This window comes from Candidatus Thiodiazotropha sp. AKAK3, assembly GCF_058244645.1.
This window is the reverse complement of record NZ_JBSYOQ010000057.1, coordinates 1-21,165: the sequence shown is the minus strand read 5'-3', so window position 1 is coordinate 21,165 and position 21,165 is coordinate 1. Positions and strand designations below refer to the sequence as shown.

Genomic DNA, 21,165 nt, shown 5'->3' with positions numbered 1-21,165 from the left:
AGTAGTTATCAGTATGAGACTAGTATTCAACTCAGATAATCTCAAGAAATAATCCTCTCTGATCGGTTTTTACCGTCATCTTGGAGTGTGTATAGTACTTCTGGTTAGTACGAATCAGAAGTACTGCTTAAAGTCCCGCGATATGCTTGGTAATTCCGTTTGGAATTACTGTAAGTGTTTGCCATGCAACAAAAAATACATAAGGGGGTATGGGGTGGATTCAATACAAAATCTGATCGAAGGTCTGAACGGCATTGTCTGGGGGCCGGTGATGCTGGTCCTGATCCTCGGTACAGGCCTGTTCCTGATGCTCGGTTTGAAGCTGATGCCTCTGGCTCGTCTCAAGTATGGATTTAAAATGCTCTGGGCCGGACGAAAGCAGCAGGGTGCTGGTGAAATCAGCCCTTTTAACGCCCTTATGACATCCCTTTCTGCGACGATCGGAACCGGCAATATTGCGGGTGTGGCAACCGCCATTGCTCTGGGTGGTCCCGGGGCCCTGTTCTGGATGTGGTGTACCGCGTTGGTCGGTATGGCGACAAAATATGCAGAGGCTGTGCTGGCTGTGCGTTATCGGGAAGTGGATGAAAATGGTAACCACGTGGGTGGCCCGATGTACTACATCAAGAACGGTCTTGGCAGCAAGTGGACATGGTTGGGTACCCTGTTTGCCATATTTGGTGCACTGGCCGGTTTTGGAATCGGTAATACAGTGCAGGCCAATTCGGTAGCCCAGGCACTATTGAAAAATGAGGATCTTCTTATTGCGCCAGTTGTTACCGGTGTTGTGATGGCTGTTTTGGCTGCGCTTGTGTTGATCGGGGGTATCCGGCGGATTGCTGAAGTTGCCGGTAAGCTGGTTCCAATTATGGCAATTGCCTATTTGTTGGGCGGTGGCGTGATTCTGCTTCTCAACATCACAGAGATCCCTGCAGCGATAGCGGAGATAGTGAAGTATGCTTTTACACCGACAGCGGCAACAGGTGGATTTGCCGGTGCGGCAGTATGGGCGGCGATTCGATTTGGTGTGGCCCGGGGGGTCTTTTCCAATGAGGCGGGTCTTGGCAGTGCGCCTATTGCCCACGCCGCTGCAGCAACTGACAATCCAGTACGTCAGGGTACCGTCGCCATGTTGGGAACCTTTATCGATACCTTGATCGTATGTTCCGTTACCGGCCTGGCGATAGTGGTCACTGGGGTCTGGACGAGTGGTGAAACCGGTGCAGCGCTCTCTTCCAGTGCCTTTGAAATGGCACTACCCGGCTATGGTGGCATGATCGTCAGTATCGGATTGGCTGTTTTTGCCTTCACCACAATTTTGGGTTGGAGTGTCTACAGCGAACGTTGTGTTGAGTACCTGTTTGGTATCAAAGCCATTACCCCGTTTCGTGTGCTTTGGATCATCATGATTCCAGTCGGCGCTATGGCTCAGGATCAACTCAACTTTGTCTGGCTAATTGCAGATACACTGAATGCGCTTATGGCGATTCCAAATCTTGTTGCGTTGCTGATGCTCAGTCCTGTGGTGTTTAAATTGACCAAGGACTACTTTGCTGAAAGTGGGGGTTGATTTCGCCCTGTTTCTAAAAGTACCCCTTTGGATCTGAAGAGATTGAGTATTATCATATATTAATATATTAATTTTGCTAGCATCCCCTGTCCTTTAATCAACCAGCCTGAAAGGGGTTGTCACATGCTCAGCAGTAACGAGTCTTCTTTTAATCCAAACTATTTTCTCTCCGCACTTGGTGCGGGGGGATTAACTATCTCCTTTTTTCTCTATCCGATGTTCATGCTGCCTCATCCGCAGACACCGATGGTCGCATTTGATGCTATTCAGGGTGTGCTGATGGGGGCGAATCCTTTGGCTGCACTGTTGCTGGCCTTGGATCTGCTGGCTGTAGTCGGATTTGCATTTGCCCATTTTCATCTGTTGGCAAAAAGCCTGATTGCATTCAGGCGTTTTCGGCGCACTTCAGCCTATGAAGCGCTACGCAAAGGTAACAGTGAAGTTTCGCTGATGGCGATACCATTGACTATCAGTATGAGTATGAATGTAGTGTTTGTTCTCGGCTCACTTTTCATACCTGGGTTATGGCAGGTGATTGAGTGGATTTTCCCCTTCGCTCTGGCTGCTTTTATCGCTATTGGTATCTATGCTCTGCGGCTCTATGGCAGCTATTTTGTGCGTCTGTTGATCAAAGGGGATTTCGATTTTGACAGCAACAATAATCTGAGCCAGCTAATGGCGATCTTTGCTTTTGCGATGATTGCAACCGGTCTTGCCGGCCCTGGTGCAATGAGTCACACCCAGGCGATTAATGTAATCGGTATTTTCGGTTCCATCTTTTTTCTCTCTTTGTCTATTTTGTTGGCAGTTGTGAAATTGGTGTTGGGAACGAAATCGATGCTGCGTCATGGCATTGCCAGGAAGTCGAGTTATACCCTTTGGATTCTGTTGCCGATTCTTACCCTGATTGGTATCAGTACGATCCGAATTATTATGGGGCTGCATCACGGTCTTGATGCGCCTCTTTCTCACCCTGCTCTTTTCGTCTTTACCTCGGTCATTTTGTCACTTGAGATCATGGTAGGTTTACTGGGGTATAAGGTGATGAAACAGTTAGGATATTTTGACGACTATCTTCGCGGTGATAAGCGGGATGCAAGCAGTTTTGCGCTGGTTTGTCCCGGTGTGGCATTTTTTGTCTTCGGCCTCTTTTTTATTACCTTCGGTCTTGTGAAAAATGGTCTGGTTACGCCGATGTCACCGCTCTATTTTCTGATACTGGCACCTTTTGTCTGGATCCAGGTCAAGACAGTGACTCTCTTTCTGAAGTTGAACTGTCAGGTTATGGGGTATGGGTTTTGCCGCATTGGGCATCAAGTAAAAGCCTGATCTGTATTGTTTCCGGCGAAGGCATTCGCCGGAAAACATCTTTATGATGTTTTAACATTTTGTGACTGCATGAAGTTCTGGTTAGGCGTAGTAGTCTTCAGTAAGGTCTTCTGCAGTCGCAAAATGTTGTCGGAGATAGAGAATAATATCGTCGGATTCATAGAGCCATTCGCTCTTATCCTGATATTGGATTCTCAGGCATGGGGTCTGCATTTTTCCTCCCCCCTGGCGTAGCTCGTTAGCATAAGCTGTTGCGTTTACAGCATCACGCTGTTCAATATTCAGATTCAGTTTGTGAATGACTCTGCTTACTTTGGTGCAGTAGGGGCAAAACGGAAAAATGTAGAGTGTGAGGCTGTCACTCTCTTTGTCGACTTGATCTTGTCTGGCTGGAGATCTTTTTATCGGTTTGGTAATGAGTCTCGATAACCAGTGGAACATTGCTCCTTATCCCTTTTTTGATCCGCCAAGGCACTCTGGTGAGTTGGGCACTGTACCGCCATGATTGAACCAATCTTCAGGTGTTAGGGTATGTAGTGCCAGTGCATGCACACCCCCTTCACTCAACTCTTCAGCAAGTACTTTGTTTACACGGCGGTGACGCTGAATCAGTTTTTCCCCATCGAAGGCTTCACTGACCAGGACAACTTTAAAATGCGATTCAGCACCTTTGGGAACGCTATGGTTGTGGCTCTCATCGATCACTTCCAAATGGAGTGGAGAGAAGTTTTCCTGCAACTTTTTTTCAATGATTTGCTGCGTAGTTATCATTTGGATACCTGTTGATGTCAGTGTAATTAATTGCGGAGTTTCAGGGTTTGATCAGCTTATTGCCTCATAGTTTCAGGGCCTCCCGGACAAAGGGTATCGTCAGTTTACGCTGAGCCGCAAGAGAGGCTTGATCCAGACGGTCGATAAGTATCGTCAGGAAGTGGATGTCCCGGGGGGTTCTCTGAAGTAGGAATCTCGCGGTATCGACACTCATCGACATGCCTCGAGATTCCGCACTGCTGAGCAGAAGTTCCAGGCGCTCTTCATCATTCAATGGAAACAGGTGATAACAAGGGCCCCAGGTCAGCCGGGAGGCCAGGTCAGGTAGTTGTAAGGCCAGTTGTCCTGGAGGGCGGTCACAAGCAATGATCAAATGAGCATGATGCTCTCTCAACTGATTAAAGAGGTTGAATATCGCCACTTCCCACGCTCTGTCTCCTGCAAGCACCTGTAGATCGTCGAGGCAGACCAGGGAGAAGCTCTCAAGTCCTTCCAGCATGGCTGGCTGCAGGCCATGCTCAGACTTGAATGGGAGATAGGCAGGTTGTTGACCATTCGCTTGGGATTGCTGGCAGGCCGCTTGGAGCAGGTGGCTTTTACCGCAACCTGAATCACCCCAAAGATAGATATAGGGGTCGGTTTCGGTGCGCAAACGCGAGACTGCCTCGCCATTTCGGCCTATGACGAAGTGCCTGAAATCGACGCTGGGTCTAATGCTCAAGCCAAGAGGGAGTTGTGTGGGCATAGTCGTTTGACAGGGGTTAGCTTTGTAGTTGCAAGGCAGTTTCGGCCATACGTTTACCCTGGGTGATGCAGATGCGCTTCTCCTCTTCAGTGATGGGAAGTTTGCTCTCTTTTCCGGCCAAATGGCTGGCCCCATAGGGTGTGCCACCACTCTGGGTATGCAGCAGGGCTGTCTCACTGTAAGGAATGCCGACCAGTATCATGCCATGGTGCAGCAATGGCAGCATCATCGATAGCAATGTGCTCTCCTGGCCACCATGAAGGCTGGAGGTGGAGGTAAACACTGAGGCAGGTTTTCCAATCATTGCGCCATTCATCCACAGCGGACTGGTCGAATCGAGGCAATACTTCATCGAGGCAGCCATATTGCCGAAGCGGGTCGGGCTGCCGAGAATCAAGCCGTCACAATCGCGAAAATCTGATTCTGTTATGTAGGGTGCACCACTTTCAGGGATAGTCTCTTTAGTCGCCTCACACACTGTTGATACCTCTGGTACAGTCCGGAGTTTTGCCTGAGCACCAGCTACCTCTTCCACGCCACGGGCTATAATACGGGCCATTTCAGCTGTGGCACCGTGACGGCTATAGTATAAAATCAGGATTTCTGCCATTGGTTTACTTCCGGGTTAGAGGGTATCGCACTTTAAATCAGTTCCAGTACCTTTTCAGGCGGTCGGCCGATTGCTGCCTTGCCATCTTTTATCACGATCGGCCGCTCAATCAACTTTGGGTGAGCAATCATCGCATCGATCAGCTGTTTTCGGGTCAGGCTTGCATCATCGAGATGATTTTCCTTATATTCTGACTCCTTTTTACGCATCAAATCACGAGGTTCCAGGCCGAGCATGTTGAGGATCTTTTCCAGGGTTTTCTTGTCCGGTGGGGTTTTCAGATACTCGACAATATCGGGTTCTAACCCTTGTTCTTGCAGTAGCTGCAGGGTCTGCCTGGATTTGCTGCAGCGTGGGTTATGATAGATCTCAATGCTCATTGTAAGTTATACCTCTTAATGGTTGATGGACATTGTATCCATATGAGATTGACTGCTCCACACTAGGATAGACATCTTGACACCAAGTTACACTCAGAAGGGAAACCGGTGATGAATCTGCAGGGTCTTAATCATAGGTTGTTGTCATATTTACAGCATCTACGTTCGTTTTTCGGATTGCTGATACACCATTTCGTGGCTGATGGTGGGGTACAGCATGTTGCTGCCTTGACCTACACCACACTACTCTCCCTGGTGCCGCTGATGACTGTGGTACTGGCCCTGTTCTCAGTCTTTCCGGCTTCTGAACGGATGTCAGAACAGATTGAGGATTTTCTCTTTCAGAACTTTGTACCGGCAGCGGGTGAAGCTGTGCAACAACATCTGAAGAATTTCAGCCAAAAAGCGGCGCAGCTTACCGGGGTGGGGTTTGTGTTTCTGATTCTGGTCGCTTTACTGCTAATGAGCAATATCGATAAGGCATTCAATACCATCTGGCATGTCAGGAAAAGCCGATCACCATTGGCAAAATTTACAGTTTATTGGGCGATTCTCTCTCTTGGTCCCATACTGATCGTGGTGAGTGTGGGGGTGACTTCCTACCTGGTGTCGATTCCTCTGATCGAGCAGGCACAGGCAGTAGTAATGGTGCGTTCCAAGTTGCTAAGTATCATGCCTGTGGCAATTTCAGCCTTGGCATTCAGTATGTTGTATGCACTGGTGCCAAATCGGTCAGTACCTATGCGCCATGCACTACTGGGTGGTCTGCTTGCGGCATTGCTGTTTGAGTTATCGAAACGGGGTTTTGCCCTCTATGTAACCACCTTTCCAACCTATGAAGCGATCTATGGCGCATTGGCTGTTGTGCCTATCTTTCTGATCTGGATCTATCTCTCCTGGCTGGTAACCATGCTAGGGGCTGAGTTTACCTACTGTCTGGGTATCTATCGGCAAGATTGGAGGGCTCACTACCATCAGCGGGGAGGGGCATTTCTTCTGGCGCTGCGACTACTAGCTCAGCTTAGGAGCTCCCAGCATCAAGGTGTTTCAATGACCACTCGTCAGCTGCTGATGCAGATTCCTGCTGCCACGGAAGAGCAGATCGATGAAACATTGAATAAACTATACAGTGCCCACCTGGTACTAAAAGCGGATGAAAAAGGGTGGGCATTGGCACGAGATCTTAGGCAGGTGAAGCTGAGTGATCTATACCACTCATCGGCTTATGTATTGCCAGAGAGTGGGCAAATGGTGGGTATGCCTGATGCCCTCAGGGATCTAATAGAGGGGGTGAATTTAACGATAGTTCAGACCATGGACAGGTCACTTGAAGAGCTGCTGAACGAACCGCTAGTAGAGAGTGGTGAACAGGAACCGCTTAAACACTTTTGACCCGAAAGCGCTCGAAATGGGCTGTTGTTTCCAGTTGTTGTAGTGGACTGATGCTGGGTGAAGGGATCATCTCTTCAATCCTGTACTCCTGCCCAATCACAAAAAAGTGCTTAGGTACAATCAGTGAACTGCGATTGTTGTGCCCTTGGTCGATAAATATACCCGCATGATCCGGGTTGGGTGACTCTTCTGTCTGGGGTTGAGCAAGACGAATTGTGATGGGGGCAATTTTACCAAGAACAAATTGCACACCTATTTCAAGCTGGTTATTCGCGCTGTTCATAGCGCGCTTGACTACACCCAGTTTCCAGTCGCTGCCGTGGCGTTTCTCATGGTTTGAGATCAGTATCAATTCACCAATAAGCTGGCCGGTGAAAATCTGACGTGGGATACATAAAGCGACTCCCGATCGGCTTTGATTACTGCGCAAAGCAAGAATTTGCTCATCAGCGACAGAGCTTGAGGCGCCAGCTATTCCCACTGACTGAGTCATGGTGATCTCTTGTTCGTCACTTTCAACAGAGCCGCTCTGGTTTGTTAGATAATTGTGTACTTTTTGCACGCCTACCCACATCATCACCTGTCCTGAAGTGTTGTGACGTTCACTATCGCGTTTTAGACGTATATGCCAGGTTTTCAACATTCTCGCGAAGAGATTTTTTACTTCCCTGGTCGTCAACTGATTCAGACTGCTCGGTTTGCTCTGTTCTGATTGCTCCAGGCTGCGTAACTGTTGATGTAAGCTCTTGCTGACAGGGCTGAGGTCAAACAGAGAGAAGCGGGATAGTGTCAGATTTTCGAGACACTCTTCATGAAAAAGATAGGGTGGCACTTCACCCAGGCGATCGATGATGTAGCGCCCGGTTGTCTCATCATCTGCTGTGGGTGTGGATATACGGGCTCCACTGGCGATTGAGTTCAAAAAGTCGAAGCATAGCCACGGCTCGCCCTCTTGCAAGTGGCAGGGGTCAAGAAGCAGCAGTAACATATAGCGGTTGAATTGGTGGGCGATAGTGGCCTGATGCGGTTCGGGCTGATCACTATCCTCCATCTCAACAAACTGGAGATTTTGCTCGCAGGCAAATGTCATCAAACGAGACAATTGGCGGTAGGAAGAGACTGAACGGCAGTCAAACTCTTCGCAGGCAAGAAGATAATCGAGAATGAAATATTTAGTCGCGTAATAGAGTGCATGGCCGAGTCGGGCAATTACCTTCTTATTTGGCTTGCAGGCAATGCACTCATTTGCAATATGGCAATAGCCATAGCCCATCTCCAGCATCACACGACGAATATCGCTGATCGGACCTTGATGCTTTCTTTGTTCCAGACCATGAAGAAGACGCATGGCTGGTGTGACATAGATCTGCATCAAATCTTCACGTTTCTTGACCTGACCCGGAAAACGGTTCAGACGCCCAAGACTGGTAATTACGTTTTCGGCGAGTTGCTGGGGGTTGGCAAATGGCAGGGCAGTAGCCCACAGACCCAGTTGCTGAGGATCAGTCTCGACCAGGGGATTCTCGAAAGGATCAGCTTGTGGCACAAAGAACAGAGGTTGTTTGTTGGTGTGTGTTTTGCTGGTAAAAAAGTCAAACATAGATATTTTCTGTTCAGTCCGTTTCTTTATATTGTGGCGTCCCTAAACAAACTATACCATTTATTATTAACCCTGAAGACAACATACTTAGTCGCCGGGTTAATAGGTTAGCTTAAGCGGTGATATTAACCCAATCATTCAATGCCTAAATTGAGTAAGATCTGTTGGTTGTGTGGTAGAAACTGACTTAGCGTACAAATGCTAGACTCATGCACGATACAGAAGAATTACCAAGCATGGAATATTACTATATTTTAATGGGTTAATGTTGAGGTTTCATGAGAGTCTATCTCCCCTCTCCAAGGCGATCTTCAGTCATGACCAGCGAGTTTGACCACAAATAGGAAATTCCTAATTAAGGTTTTCCTTAGGGCCGATTCGATTAGTGTGAACAGGCCCTAATTGCACTTATCGGAATTTAGCCTGAGAATGGAGGTCTGAAACTTCGGCCATCCAGAAGATTATCGATTCAACGGAGATATTTATGCAGTGCAACAGTCCCCTAAGCCGTATCCTCTTTTTCTGTGGATTGTGGCTGTTTGTTCTCCCGGCAATGGCTGAAGCGGTGGATTTCGAGCTTCCAGGGCTTGATGGCAAGAACTATCGTCTTTCTGACTATCGGGGAAAATGGGTGTTGGTCAACTACTGGGCCACTTGGTGTCCACCGTGCCGGGAAGAGTTACCTGAGCTGGAAGTGTTCCATTCCAATCACAAAGACAAGGATGCTGTGGTATTAGGTATTGCGATGGAGCGAATTGATCCACCTCGCCTCAAGAGTTTTGTTGATGAGCAGTTTCTGAGTTATCCAATTTTATTGACAAAGCCAGCGGCTCGAACCGAATTGGGTCGGGTACCTGGACTACCAACCTCTTTTCTGGTCAACCCTGAGGGTGAGCTTGTTGCCCGTCAGGTAGGCCCTGTAACCCTGGAAGACCTTGAATCTTTCATAAATGAAGAGAGCAATACAAAGGAAGAGACCGAGTGAGGAGGCAATAATGAAAAAATCCATACTCTTCCTGATCCTGGCCAGCCTCTTTTTTGGCGATGCAAACTCTGCTACACGTGATCCTGTGAACTATTTTTTTGATCAGTCACTGGGTGATTTCAGTGAGGAACTGACAGTGGCCAGGGAAGAGGGGAAAAAAGGGGTTTTGATCATGTTTGAAATGGATGAGTGTCCCTTTTGTCATCGGATGAAGAGCAGAGTGCTCAATCAAGTGGAGGTTCAGGACTATTTCAAAGCACATTTCCAGATATATACCGTAGATATTGAGGGGGATGTGGAGATTGCCGATTTCAAAGGGCAACTCATGAAGGAGAAGGATTTCGCCTTTAAGCAGTTCAAGGTGCGCGCAACCCCTGTTTTCGGCTTTTTCGATCTGGATGGTAATTTAATTACCCGTTTTACAGGAGCCGCCAATAGCGCCGAAGAGTTTATGTGGCTCGGTGAATTTGTGGTGGATGAGCACTATAAATCGACAAATTTTTCGCGTTATAAACGGGCTAAAAAAAAGGAACTTAGGACGCAGTGACGAGCATTATAAATATAATCTCCCGGGGTCGCCTGCTGCTGATCTTCTTTTTCATACCATTGGATATTGTTGCACTGGAACCGCTGCCAACCCCGCTCTCTCTGGAATATGCCCTGAGTCTGGCTGATGATGGGCATCCTGAACGGGTTTTGGCAGATGCCGCCTTGGCCCAGTCAGAAGCAGAAAAACTAGAGGCTGATGCAGGAGATGATTTACGCATCGATGTGAGTGCGGAGTTACGCGCTATTGAGCCTTCAGAAATTGCCATATATCAGACCCATAATGACAGTCTGGCCAGACTCAGGATAAGCAAGCAACTCTATGATTTTGGTCGTACCTCTCATGCACTTGAGGCGGCAGACGCTAACTTGGAGTCCCGTCGTTGGCAGCTTGTAGAGGTTCGTCAACAACGCAGATTGGATGTGATGGCCCGATTCTTTAATGTTCTTTTGGCAGATTTAGAGAATGCCAGAGATAATGAGGCCCTCTCGATTGACTACATTCGTTTCGATCGTGCCCGCACCAAGAATGAAATGGGTAAAGTGTCTGACGTAGATATGCTGGAACTGGAGAGCCTCTATCAGCAATCCCGACGCAAGCTGAGAGTCAGCCAGAATCGCCAGCGCATTACCCGCTCCCAGTTGGCAAACAGCCTGAACCGTCCACTCGATCTCCCTGCTGACTTGGAAATACCAAGCTTTGAGCCATTGGCTAAGATGGCTGGAGTGGAGGAGTTAGTGGCACTTGCCATCACGGGTAATCCTGGACTCAGGAAACTGAGGGCTGAGCTGCAAGCGGCACAAAAACAGTTACAGGCAAGTGAATCAGAAGCGAATCCAGTAATTAGCGCTCAACTTGAGGCGGCTACCTATGAGCGGGAGCTTGGGGGACGCAACCCTCTGACAGCAGCTCTGGTGTTTGAACTGCCACTCTATCAAGGTAGTCGGGTCGATGCGGTAAAGGCAAAGCAGCGCGCTTTGATACAACAGAAGCAGGCTGAATTGGCTTCCTATGAGCTTGTTCTCAGGCAGCAGATTCTCGATTATTGGATGGAACTCGACCAATTGCGTATAGAGTCTGAAGAGATTGGTGTAACAGGTGATTTTCGAGATCTCTATCTGGATCGAAGTCGAACACTGTATGACTTGGATCTCTCCTCAGATCTGGGTGATTCCATGACCCAGATCGCAGCAATTCAGTATCAGAGTGCCAAGAATAGCTATCAAATCCAGTTGGTATTGGCTCATCTCAAGGCCTTGACTGGTGGATTGCTGGATCAAGAGGAGAGTGCAGCGGTGCCTTAGGGCCTATTCGATTAGTGTTAACAGGCTCTAGGCCTTTTCATGCCTCGCTGCAGGCAGAATCACCATGGCTGAAAGTAAACTATTTGGTCGCCGGGTCAATAGAAAGTACGATGAGCCACTATCACGAACTTCATGTGGTTTCGTCCGAGTACAAAATAGAACCGAGTGGCGCGGTTGATAATATTAAATAGAAAAGGGGGATAGTGATGAGGGTGCTGATGATTTTCTGTTTACTGATCAGTGGGCAGTCGATGGCTCAGGATTTTGAGGCAGTGACAGATTGGTATCAACGGGTTGAGTTGAGTACCTTTGTGGACGGCATGGTAAGTCGTGTGAATGGGAATGAGGGAGAGGCTGTCAGCCGGGGAACCATTTTAATAGAGCTCGACCAACGAGCCTATAAAAGTGAACTCGCTGCGGCAGAGTCTCGTTTCGAAGCCACGGTTCAGCAAAATGCTGAAGCAAAAAGAGAGTTGGATCGTGCACTTGAGTTATATGACCGCACCCTGTTATCAGATCATGAACGTAAGCAGGCAGAGATAGAGGCAGCTATGTCGGATGCTGCTTACCGGGAGGCGGATGCGCAGTTGATGAAGATACGCTTGCAACGTGAGTACAGTAAGATCACAGCGCCCTTCGACGGTGTTGTAGAGAGAGTATATGTCCAGCCAGGACAAGCAGTTGTGAATCGGGATAAGGCGGTACCATTGCTCCTTTTTTGCGATACCACCCGGATGAAAGCAGTGACTGATATAGATGCTCGAGACGCTGATAAGCTGAAGAGTGGTACTGCCGTGCAGATTGGCGTGAGGGGGAGCTGGTTGAAAGGAGAGATATCCCGGCTCGGTTTAGAGCCTGTTTCAGAAGATGCAAATGGCGCGCGCTACCCATTGGAGGCGACTTTTCAAGTCCCTGAGTCAACATTGATCAGAGCAGGGGAGAAGGCAGTATTGAGGATTGCGGATGAATGATCGGAGTGAAACCGTACCTGTCTGTGTACGCTGTTATGTTGGTGGGCAGGTTCAAGGGGTTTTTTACCGTGCTTCAGCAAGGCATGTTGCTCAGGGTCTAGGCATCAAAGGCTACGCCAAAAACCTGAGTGATGGTCGAGTGGAGGTAGTCGCCTGTGGCGCAGTGGAGGCGATTGACGAACTCAGGAATTGGCTCCGCAAAGGTCCGGCGGATGCGCGAGTCTCTGGGGTCTCCTGCGAGGTCATTGATCAACAGTTATTCAGTGATTTTTCCATTGGCTGAGTGACACTCTGGGCTATCCCAATTTGGTTTTCGCTATAGCGTTTGGTTCAGCGAGCCCCAACCCATGTAGCCGGGACTGATTTATTATTTAAAAACCACCCAAGCAATCTATACCTGGCAGTTGCTGTCGCTCCTATTGAGAGTATCCCGGTTGATCGAGTGGCCTGAACTTCATCGTCGGTTCAAGCTGTTCGGTTGCTTCGTTATATGGGGTGTAGCTGGCCGAGGCACCCTCTGAACTGCTCTGGTAAGCAGGTGGCTGTTGAATGCCTTGCGGAGAGGTGGGGCTATTGTAGTATGCCGATGGTGTCTGGGCTGCGGACGTTGGTGCCTGTTGGTAGGGCGTGTTGAGAGTTTGTGCGGAATTCTGCGCTGCTGCTTGTTGCTCAATGGGGCGAAAGCGGAATTGCTCTTGTGGTGCAGATCCGTATTGCTTTGTCGACCCCGTTGCCGGCGCTGGTTGATATCTTGGGGAGGCCTGCTCTCTATAGCTTGGAGTTGGCAATGGCTGTTGAACGGGTTGTTGGTACCCTGGGTTGGCAGGATACTGGGCAGCAGGTGTGTTATAGCTCGCAGGTGGTTGTGCATATCCACCTGGATATGGTTGCCCCTGAGGATAGCCTGGATATGCCTGAGGTCCATAGTAGGGGGTGTTGTTGTAATTGTTATAACCACCCCGATCCCTGTCGTAACCACCAAACATGTTGCGCATGGGATTCATCATGCCACCCATCATGTTGTTCGGATTGACATTGAAGTGTCTACCAGTCTGCTGGTCTTCGGCTGATAATTCCGAAGCACCCAATACTAATAGGGTAAAAACCGTAAGCCATTTCAAGCGTGTCATTATGTGATACCTCTGATGGGGTGGTCGTTTTCTACTCTTGCGGGTATTTATTTGTTGTCGAAATTTTATACCGCAACTCTCTATTACGGAGATAATACACTAAGCCGTATTGTGATAAACCCAGGACAGCACTTTGTCTTTGCTTACCAGGAGAGTGCCCGATGAGGCTTCCGCCATTAACAAATGGTCATATCATCAAACGCTACAAGCGCTTTTTAGCAGATGTTGAGCTGTCTGATGGAGAGATTCTGACTGTGCACTGCCCGAATACGGGGAGTATGTCCGGGTGCTGGGAGCCTGGGGCTCCGGTACAAATCAGCTTTAGTGATAATCCACGCAGGAAGCTCCCATGGACTCTGGAGCGGGTTGATATGGGGCAGGGTTGGGTTGGTGTCCACACTGGACGAACCAATCCTGTGGTGGAAGAGGCGCTCAAGGCGGGGCTTATTAAATCTGTTGCAGACTACCAGGTGGTCAAAAGGGAGGTGCCCTACGAGAGTCATGGAGAGCGATCCAGGTTTGACTTTATGCTGCCTGGAGATGGCAAAGCTGATGTCTGGATTGAAGTTAAAAACGTAACCCTGTGGCAAGGCGAGGGTCTTGGTTTTCCTGATGCAGTAACCCTGCGTGGACGTAAGCACCTGGAGCAGCTGGCTGAGTTATCAGGGTCTGGTAGCAGAGGGGTGATGATATATGCCCTCAATCGTCCTGAAGGTAACTACTTCTCGCCAGCAGATAAGATTGATCCGGAATATGGTAAAACCTTGCGTAGGGTGGTCGAGAAATCCGGGGTAGAAGTGGTTGCGCTAAGAATCAAGCACACTAAACAGGCCATGAAGGTGGCAGAGCCGGTTGCTGTCAAACTTGACTGATTATTCAGTAGCCGATGGAAGCCAGATCAAGTCCTGAAGGGATCTCAGGAAGAGCACTGATACCGCTTAGGATTTCACCATTCGGTTGCAGACTCAACCAGCGATAGCCTGGCGGCGTTGCGTCGATGGCAAATTCGTCCTCACCGGCGGAGAATTGTACACAGGTGGAGGGGCTGCCGAGGATTTTAAGACCCTTATGAGTGGCCTCGAAGGTCTGGTGGATATGTCCGCAGAGTACGCCTTTTACCTGGGGGTTGCTCAGTATCAGATCGAAAAAGGGTTTCGATCTCTCCAGTACCATCGTATCCATCCAGCGGCTGCCTACAGGCAGTGGGTGGTGATGCATGCTGATCAGGGTGTGTCTCTCCGGATGTGACTCCAGTAACTGTTTCAGTAATGCCAGCTCAGATTCACTGATGGCACCGCCATCACTGCCCGGAATGGTGGAATCAAGGAATATCAAAGACCACTCTTTAGCCTGTACACTGGATATGCAGTGTACGTTCTCCTGGTTGAGTATCTGCTTCATTTTTGCCGGCTGATCATGATTGCCGGGCAGACAGTAGGTTGGGATTTCAGTCAGTTTTAATCTACCTAGCAGGCGCTTATAGCCACTGTCAGAGGCATCATGCACCAGGTCACCCGTGGCCAATATGATATCCGGTCTGCCAGCTTCCTGTAGCGCCTGACCCAATACCTGATCGAATGTCTCTAGGGTGTTGATACCCAATAGACAGCGTGACGGGTCCGCATAGAGATGGCTATCCGTGATTTGCAGTACCTTTAATCCATCATCAGGCAGCTGCCTGAAAATTTCTGGCTTGTGGTCGGGATGGCTACTCATAGAGCGGTTCATCTTTCTGTTTTTAAAGCTGACGAGCAATTTGAATCTCCAGGCCCCAGCAGGATCATCGTTATATTGTCATAATATTAGAACAGGAATGGCCAAAGCAAAAACCGATTTTTTGCTTCAATGTCCTAAACTTAGGAATTATTCCATAATCAGCTTCCATTTTTGCTGAAGCGTTAACATTTTTACATCTATTAATTTTTTCTATAGCCTCGTCTACAATATATATCATGACACTGAATGAACTTAGATACATCGTTGCTGTAGCCCAAAAACGACACTTTGGCCATGCCGCCGAAGCCTGCTATGTCAGCCAGCCAACACTGAGTGTTGCGGTGAAAAAGCTTGAAGAGGAGCTTGGGGTAGGTCTGTTTGAGCGGGGCCAGGGAGAGGTCAGTCTGACATCGGCGGGTGAGCGTATAGTGGCTCAGGCGCAAAGGGTGCTGGAAGAGGCAGGGACAATTCGTCAACTTGCCAGCCAGAGTGTGGATCAGCTGGTAGGCCCCTTGAATGTCGGGGCTATCTATACTGTAGGCCCCTATCTTTTTCCCTATCTGATTCCGACATTGAGTGCTCGGGCTAGTGGTATGAGTCTGATAATCAAAGAGAATTTCACAGCGAATCTGACTGAGCAATTGAAGCAGGGGGAGTTGGACGTGGTGATTGTCTCCCTGCCTTATGATGAACCGGGAATTGCCACAAGGCCTCTATACGAAGAGTCTCTATCCGTTCTGATGCGGGTAAATCACCCACTGGCAGCCTGTGAGGCAATTACTACTGAACAGCTGGAAAAGGAAGATGTGTTGCTATTGGGTGAAGGGCACTGTTTCCGAGAGCAGGTGAAAATGATCTGTCCGAGGTGTTTAAAGACCGCAAACAGTGAAGGAACTCTTCAAAAGAGTCTGGAAGGGGGGTCTCTTGAGACCATTCGCTATATGGTAGCCAGCGGCATCGGTATTTCCATTCTTCCCGATTCTGCCATTGGTGGGGAGTATCTCCCTTGGGATCAAATGACGACCCGTCCATTGGCGCAGGAGTCGCCAAAACGCTGTATTGCCATGGCCTGGCGCAAAAGTTTTCCCCGCCCACAGGCGGTAGAGCTACTTGGTGAATCGATCAGGGCAAGCAAGCTGCGTGGTGTAACTCTGGTGGAAGGCGTTCCTAAAATCGGGTTGGCGGTAGTCTGATCACTACTGCTGTTCAGATGACCCTGTCGTTTCCGCCGTCGATGGGTATCTGTGCACCAGTGGTTTTACTGAAACGCTGGTCACACAGTTCTGCTGTCAGTTCCGCAACATCATGACTGGTGATTTCACACCGCAAAAGATTGCGTTTCTTATACTCCTCCACTGAGAGGTCGTAATGCCTGGCCCGGGTTTCCAGCACTTGGGTTGTCCAGATGCCCGTATCGAAAACCGCATCAGGGTGCAGGCTGTTGATGCGAATGTTGTCGTTTGACCACTCCAGTGCAACGATTCGTGCCAACTGATTGAGTGCTGCCTTGGATGCGGAGTAGGCGGCCGCACCCTGACCAGGGGCGGGCACGTTTTTAGAGCCGATGACCACCACCCGGCCCCCTCTGGCCGCTAATTTCAGATAGGGGTGAGACTCTCGCAATAGAGCCAGATTGGCATCAAGGTTAACCTGCATCACCTGTCGCCAGACAGCATCATCAAGAGAGGCTACGGTACAGCCCGAGGGAAAAATGCCGGCATTGAGCACTAAAATGTCCAAACCGCCAAAGCGTAAGCAGGTTTCAAACAGAGCCTGTTTCAAGGCCAGTGTATCTGTAACATCACACTGAATACCTAAATAGTCCTGATCGGGGAATTGCTGGGTGATTGCCGGGTTACGGTCGAGACCGACAACAGCAGCGCCCCGTTGCAACATTGAATTGACGCTGGCTTTGCCGATACCGGAAGCTGCTCCGGTAATCAGAGCTACCTCGCCCTGAAACGCTGGGCTATTTCCATTTTTTCTCAGTTTGGCCTGCTCCAACTCCCAATACTCGACATCAAAGATCTCCTGGCTGGAGAGCGCCTGCCACTGATCCAGCATCTCTGCGCGCTGAATTATACCCATGGTGTGGCGGTAGATATCTGCGACGATGTTCGCCTGTCGCCCGCTTTTTCCAATGCTGAGCATGCCAAGATCTGGATCGAGCACCACCCTGGGAGCGGGGTCCAACATCTCGACCGGGGTACGAGCATTGAGGGCGTGCATTTCGAAATAGCGTTGATACTCGCCGACATATTCAATGACTTCAGTGCCAATCATCGGTTTCTGTTTAGTGCGAAGTACATGGTCGGGTGTGGCCGGGCCCTGTAGCGCAATCTCTTGCAGATCCTGGCGTTGACAGAATGCGAGTTCGAATGGGCTGCGGTTACTCTGCACAACCATTGGGCAACCGGCTACATCAGATATCTCTTTGCGTAAACTGGCCAGGGTCAGGGGGGGCACATCCCGCTCTTGACTCTGTTCGCTGATCTCCCAGGCGCTGTTTTGCTTGAGATACTGTTCAGCCTCATCCACCAGTTGAATCATGCGTTGATAAGATTGCTGGGCATCATCACCAAAGGTAAAGAGACCGTGGTTCAACAACACCATGCCCAGTGTCTCGGCGTGGGCCTGTTTGGGAAAGTGTTGTGCTACGGTGCGCGCCAGATCGAATCCAGGCATCACATAGGGAATCACTACCACACGATGTTTGTAGAGTTCCCGTATCCGCTGTTCACCCTGAGGTGTATTCGTCAGGGTAATGATCGCGTCGGCGTGGGTATGGTCGACATACTTGTAGGGCAGCAGGGCATGCAGGATTGCCTCTACCGAAGGCGTGGGTGCGCTGGCTCTGGTCTGGTGAGTCTTCAGCTGGTTGACCATCTCACTGTCACTCAGGGAGTCAAGTTCCGCCAAGCGCAGGAGATGTTTCATTCGGACCGGGGTGTAACCAGGCTCTTCAATGGTCGCAAGATCCCATCCACTCCCTTTTACATAGAGTATCTCTTCATCTTCACCGAAGAGATCCTGTTCGAGAATCTTCACGGAGGTATTGCCGCCACCATGTAGAACCAGAGCTGGGTCAGAGCCGAGCAAGCGGGAGCTATAGACTCTAAGGGCTAATTCATTTTGGCATAAACCGGCTTCAGCTTGATTCCAGAGACTTTTCATAATCTGCCTCTCCCGGCTTTTTGATTCTGGTGTAACGGATAGCGGGTTACTCTTCCCTTAGAAATTGTCAGTGGAGGTAAACAGGCCAACCCTGAGGTCTTTGGCTGTGTAGATCTCCCGGCCATCAACTTTCATGACACCGTCGGCAACACCCAGTACCAGTTTGCGGGTGATTACCCGTTTAACATCGATGTGATAGGTGACGGTTTTTGCTGTTGGCAGTACTTGACCGGTGAATTTGACTTCACCCACGCCAAGGGCGCGACCATGTCCAGGGTTACCAATCCAGGCCAGAAAGAATCCCACCAGCTGCCACATGGCATCCAGACCCAGGCAGCCGGGCATCACGGGGTCTCCAGGAAAGTGGCAATCGAAAAACCATAGATCCGGATTGATATCCAGTTCAGCGAGGATCTCTCCCTTGCCGAAAGCGCCCCCCTCATCCGCAATCTTTTTGACGCGGTCCATCATCAGCATGTTAGGGGTGGGCAGTTGTGCATTGCCCGGGCCAAACATTTCACCACTGCCGCAAAGTAATAGCTCGTCGCGGGTAAAAGAACTCTGCTTGGTCATTACGCTCATGCCTCTTAGCTTGCTGTCCACCCAACTGGGGCGGAAAAACCCCGTAGTGTCCTAGCACTGATGGGGGTGTGTCAAATCAAGTGATGATATTTGCTGTTTAATTCATGGACTTTATTAGTAAGCGTTCTTCACTGGCAGGTCTCTGCAGAGACCCGCCAGTAAGGTCTACGCAAGTTGTACGCTAATCCGATCAACGATTTCGGAGATCGGTATGAACTGGTTTTCCGACTCGCTGCGAGCACGATATTCAACCTGATCCTTATCGAGGGATTTATCACCAACAACGATGCGATGGGGGATGCCGATCAGCTCCATATCGGCAAACATGAAACCGGGTCTGACATCCCGGTCATCCAGCAAGACCTCAATGCCTGCTGCAGTCAGATCGGCATAGAGTTTTTCCACCGCTTCTCTGACCCGTTCGGATTTGTTCATTTTCATCGGACAGATGGCCACTTGAAAGGGGGCCAGGGCGTCTGGCCAGATGATGCCACGGTCATCATGATGCTGCTCAATAGCAGCAGCTACAACCCGTGTGACACCGATACCATAACAACCCATGGTCATTACGACAGCCTTGCCGTTTTCGTCCAATACTGTTGCATTCAGTGCTTCGCTGTACTTCTTGCCCAACTGGAAGATGTGACCTACTTCGATACCCCGGGCAATGGTTAGGGTTCCTTTGCCGTCGGGGCTGGGGTCTCCCTCCTGAACATTACGCAGATCGGCAACGATCTCTGGCTCATCCAGATCCCTGCCCCAATTGATGGCAAAAAGATGTTTGCCCTCCTGGTTCGCACCAGCGCTGAAGTCACTCATCTGCGCCACGCTACGGTCAGCAATATAAGGTATAGGGAGGTTTACAGGGCCCAAAGAGCCAGGGCCTGCACCGATAGTAGCGCGAATCTCCTCTTCTGTGGCAAAGCAGAAAGGAGTGGCTACCTCGGGTAACTTTTCAGCTTTGATCTCGTTGAGATCATGGTCACCTCGCAGCAGAAGCGCGATCAGTGGTGTGTCAGAATCTTCCGAAGCTTTTACTACCAGAGTCTTAACTGTCTGCTCAATAGGCTGTTCAAACTGCTCCACCAACTCCTGGATTGTTTTTGCGTTTGGGGTATCAACCAGGGTCATCTCCTTAGTCGCAGCAGTACGTTTCTGCTCGGGAGAGATAGCTTCTGCGAGTTCGATATTGGCGGCATAGTCGCTACCATTTGAAAAGGCAATTGCATCCTCGCCTGATGCAGCCAACACATGAAATTCATGAGAAGCGCTGCCGCCGATGCTTCCCGTGTCGGCTGCCACAGGGCGGAAATCCAATCCACACCGGGAAAAGATGCGTGAGTAGGTCTCATGCATCCGCAGATAGGTATCCTGTAGAGAGTCTTGGTTCAGATGGAAGGAGTAGGCATCCTTCATGAGAAATTCCCGTGCACGCATGACACCAAAACGGGGTCTGACCTCATCACGGAATTTTGTCTGTATCTGATAGAAATTGACCGGAAGCTGTTTATAACTGCGTAACTCATTCCGTGCCAGATCAGTGATGATCTCTTCGTGAGTCGGGCCGTAGCAGAACTCCCGCTGGTGACGGTCACGAAGCCGCAGCAGTTCCGGCCCGTACTGCTCCCAACGACCTGACTCCTGCCATAGTTCCGAAGGCTGAACCGTAGGCATCAACACCTCCAGTGCACCCGCCTGGTTCATCTCGTCACGCACAATCTGTTCAACTTTGCGCAAAACCTTGAGTCCCAGGGGCAACCAGGTATAGAGGCCCGAGGCCAGTTTTCGAATCAGACCAGCTCTCAACATCAGTTGATGACTGGCAATCTCGGCATCAGCCGGGGTCTCCTTGACGGTGTGGAGTGGGAACTGGGAAGTACGCATGAGTAGAGATCAGCCTTAGTATAAAAAGCATGATTCTATCCCGCATTGGCGGATGGGTCACGAAGGATATTTAATGATGTGGTGGAAATGTGGGATTTGAAACGTGTAGCTGAGGTAACGAAAATGGTGATTGTACTGTGCTTAAACAGTAGATAGCACTCCCCGCTGATGCATTGAACTGTAATTTTTCTACAAAATGTAGCCATTCTGTATGAAGTATCTTTGGTTTTCCTCAACTAGAAGCGAATGGAAGACTGGAGAGCATAAGATGGTTAGTAGTTTTAACGCAGTTATATGAAGAGTACTGGTATTGGTTCTCGCCAATAATTCTATTAATTCTTCCTGCGCTGATTCAGAGAAGATATCCAGATGTTTTCTAAGCAATAAAATATTTAAAGAATTAAAGCAAGGTAGCCTGGATGGAGTGCAACGGAATCCGGGAAGATTGGTGCTCCGTTCTCCCGGATTCCGTTGC

Annotated in this window: 21 protein-coding genes; 10 read left to right on the top strand and 11 right to left on the bottom strand. The window is 49.5% G+C overall.

The window, feature by feature from the left end:
* Nucleotides 1–214: 214 nt before the first annotated feature.
* The gene (locus AC4IE7_RS14310; protein WP_490777528.1) at nt 215–1,570 is read left to right on the top strand and encodes an alanine/glycine:cation symporter family protein; all 1,356 of its coding nucleotides are present in this window, start codon (nt 215–217) and stop codon (nt 1,568–1,570) included.
* Nucleotides 1,571–1,693: 123 nt separating this feature from the next.
* Nucleotides 1,694–2,899, top strand: a complete 1,206-nt coding sequence (locus tag AC4IE7_RS14305; RefSeq protein ID WP_490777527.1) for a TsoY family (seleno)protein — start codon at nt 1,694–1,696, stop codon at nt 2,897–2,899.
* 81 nt (nt 2,900–2,980) lie between these two features.
* Here AC4IE7_RS14305 and AC4IE7_RS14300 read toward each other — a convergent pair whose 3' ends face one another.
* The 5 genes from AC4IE7_RS14300 to arsC form a co-directional block, all read right to left on the bottom strand.
* Nucleotides 2,981–3,340: a glutaredoxin family protein gene (locus AC4IE7_RS14300; RefSeq protein WP_490777526.1), complete on the bottom strand. Its 360-nt coding sequence runs from the start codon at nt 3,338–3,340 to the stop codon at nt 2,981–2,983.
* Between the two features lie 6 nt (nt 3,341–3,346).
* On the bottom strand, nt 3,347–3,667 hold the full coding sequence (locus AC4IE7_RS14295) for a BolA family protein (protein ID WP_490777572.1): 321 nt from the start codon (nt 3,665–3,667) through the stop codon (nt 3,347–3,349).
* A 67-nt stretch (nt 3,668–3,734) separates the two neighbouring features.
* Nucleotides 3,735–4,415 (bottom strand): DnaA regulatory inactivator Hda, encoded by a 681-nt coding sequence (hda, locus tag AC4IE7_RS14290; protein WP_490777525.1) that lies wholly within the window; start codon nt 4,413–4,415, stop codon nt 3,735–3,737.
* A 16-nt stretch (nt 4,416–4,431) separates the two neighbouring features.
* Nucleotides 4,432–5,025, bottom strand: a complete 594-nt coding sequence (wrbA, locus tag AC4IE7_RS14285; RefSeq protein ID WP_490777524.1) for an NAD(P)H:quinone oxidoreductase — start codon at nt 5,023–5,025, stop codon at nt 4,432–4,434.
* A gap of 32 nt (nt 5,026–5,057) precedes the next feature.
* A complete protein-coding gene (gene arsC, locus AC4IE7_RS14280) occupies nt 5,058–5,405 on the bottom strand; it encodes an arsenate reductase (glutaredoxin) (protein ID WP_490777523.1) in 348 nt (115 codons plus the stop codon).
* Nucleotides 5,406–5,516: 111 nt separating this feature from the next.
* Here arsC and AC4IE7_RS14275 point away from each other — a divergent pair, with 111 nt between their 5' ends.
* Entirely contained in the window at nt 5,517–6,797 is a 1,281-nt protein-coding gene (locus AC4IE7_RS14275; RefSeq protein ID WP_490777522.1) for a virulence factor BrkB family protein, read from the top strand.
* On the opposite strand, the gene AC4IE7_RS14270 is transcribed toward AC4IE7_RS14275, so the two are convergent.
* Nucleotides 6,784–8,397, bottom strand: coding sequence for a cyclic-di-GMP receptor FimW-related protein (locus AC4IE7_RS14270; RefSeq protein ID WP_490777521.1), 1,614 nt, complete (start codon nt 8,395–8,397; stop codon nt 6,784–6,786). The genes AC4IE7_RS14275 and AC4IE7_RS14270 overlap by 14 nt on opposite strands.
* Before the next feature lie 484 nt (nt 8,398–8,881).
* On the opposite strand from AC4IE7_RS14270, the gene AC4IE7_RS14265 reads away from it, so the two are divergent.
* The 5 genes from AC4IE7_RS14265 (at nt 8,882) to AC4IE7_RS14245 (ending at nt 12,487) form a co-directional block, all read left to right on the top strand.
* A complete protein-coding gene (locus AC4IE7_RS14265; protein ID WP_490777520.1) occupies nt 8,882–9,382 on the top strand; it encodes a peroxiredoxin family protein in 501 nt (166 codons plus the stop codon).
* Between the two features lie 7 nt (nt 9,383–9,389).
* The gene (locus AC4IE7_RS14260; protein WP_490777571.1) at nt 9,390–9,929 is read left to right on the top strand and encodes a thioredoxin family protein; all 540 of its coding nucleotides are present in this window, start codon (nt 9,390–9,392) and stop codon (nt 9,927–9,929) included.
* On the top strand, nt 9,926–11,233 hold the full coding sequence (locus AC4IE7_RS14255; protein ID WP_490777519.1) for a TolC family protein: 1,308 nt from the start codon (nt 9,926–9,928) through the stop codon (nt 11,231–11,233). Before AC4IE7_RS14260 ends, AC4IE7_RS14255 begins: the two co-directional genes overlap by 4 nt.
* A gap of 218 nt (nt 11,234–11,451) precedes the next feature.
* Complete coding sequence (locus tag AC4IE7_RS14250) at nt 11,452–12,204, top strand: efflux RND transporter periplasmic adaptor subunit (RefSeq protein WP_490777518.1); 753 nt, start codon at nt 11,452–11,454, stop codon at nt 12,202–12,204.
* The gene (locus tag AC4IE7_RS14245) at nt 12,197–12,487 is read left to right on the top strand and encodes an acylphosphatase (RefSeq protein ID WP_490777517.1); all 291 of its coding nucleotides are present in this window, start codon (nt 12,197–12,199) and stop codon (nt 12,485–12,487) included. Before AC4IE7_RS14250 ends, AC4IE7_RS14245 begins: the two co-directional genes overlap by 8 nt.
* A 133-nt stretch (nt 12,488–12,620) precedes the next feature.
* Here AC4IE7_RS14245 and AC4IE7_RS14240 read toward each other — a convergent pair whose 3' ends face one another.
* Nucleotides 12,621–13,334 carry a hypothetical protein gene (locus tag AC4IE7_RS14240; RefSeq protein WP_490777516.1) on the bottom strand — a complete coding sequence of 238 codons (714 nt, stop codon included), beginning with the start codon at nt 13,332–13,334 and terminating at the stop codon, nt 12,621–12,623.
* A 161-nt stretch (nt 13,335–13,495) separates the two neighbouring features.
* Between AC4IE7_RS14240 and sfsA the strand changes: the two genes are divergently transcribed.
* Nucleotides 13,496–14,206 (top strand): DNA/RNA nuclease SfsA, encoded by a 711-nt coding sequence (gene sfsA, locus AC4IE7_RS14235; RefSeq protein WP_490777515.1) that lies wholly within the window; start codon nt 13,496–13,498, stop codon nt 14,204–14,206.
* 4 nt (nt 14,207–14,210) lie between these two features.
* Here sfsA and cpdA read toward each other — a convergent pair whose 3' ends face one another.
* A complete protein-coding gene (gene cpdA / locus AC4IE7_RS14230) occupies nt 14,211–15,050 on the bottom strand; it encodes a 3',5'-cyclic-AMP phosphodiesterase (RefSeq protein WP_490777514.1) in 840 nt (279 codons plus the stop codon).
* A gap of 236 nt (nt 15,051–15,286) precedes the next feature.
* Between cpdA and AC4IE7_RS14225 the strand changes: the two genes are divergently transcribed.
* The gene (locus AC4IE7_RS14225) at nt 15,287–16,243 is read left to right on the top strand and encodes a hydrogen peroxide-inducible genes activator (protein ID WP_490777513.1); all 957 of its coding nucleotides are present in this window, start codon (nt 15,287–15,289) and stop codon (nt 16,241–16,243) included.
* A gap of 13 nt (nt 16,244–16,256) precedes the next feature.
* Here AC4IE7_RS14225 and AC4IE7_RS14220 read toward each other — a convergent pair whose 3' ends face one another.
* The 3 genes from AC4IE7_RS14220 to AC4IE7_RS14210 all read right to left on the bottom strand — a co-directional run bounded on the left by AC4IE7_RS14220 (nt 16,257) and on the right by AC4IE7_RS14210 (nt 20,690).
* Entirely contained in the window at nt 16,257–18,224 is a 1,968-nt protein-coding gene (locus tag AC4IE7_RS14220; protein ID WP_490777512.1) for a bifunctional aldolase/short-chain dehydrogenase, read from the bottom strand.
* A 57-nt stretch (nt 18,225–18,281) separates the two neighbouring features.
* Nucleotides 18,282–18,797, bottom strand: coding sequence for a 3-hydroxyacyl-[acyl-carrier-protein] dehydratase FabA (gene fabA, locus AC4IE7_RS14215; protein ID WP_490777511.1), 516 nt, complete (start codon nt 18,795–18,797; stop codon nt 18,282–18,284).
* A gap of 174 nt (nt 18,798–18,971) precedes the next feature.
* Entirely contained in the window at nt 18,972–20,690 is a 1,719-nt protein-coding gene (locus AC4IE7_RS14210) for a proline--tRNA ligase (protein ID WP_490777510.1), read from the bottom strand.
* Between the last annotated feature and the right edge of the window lie 475 nt (nt 20,691–21,165).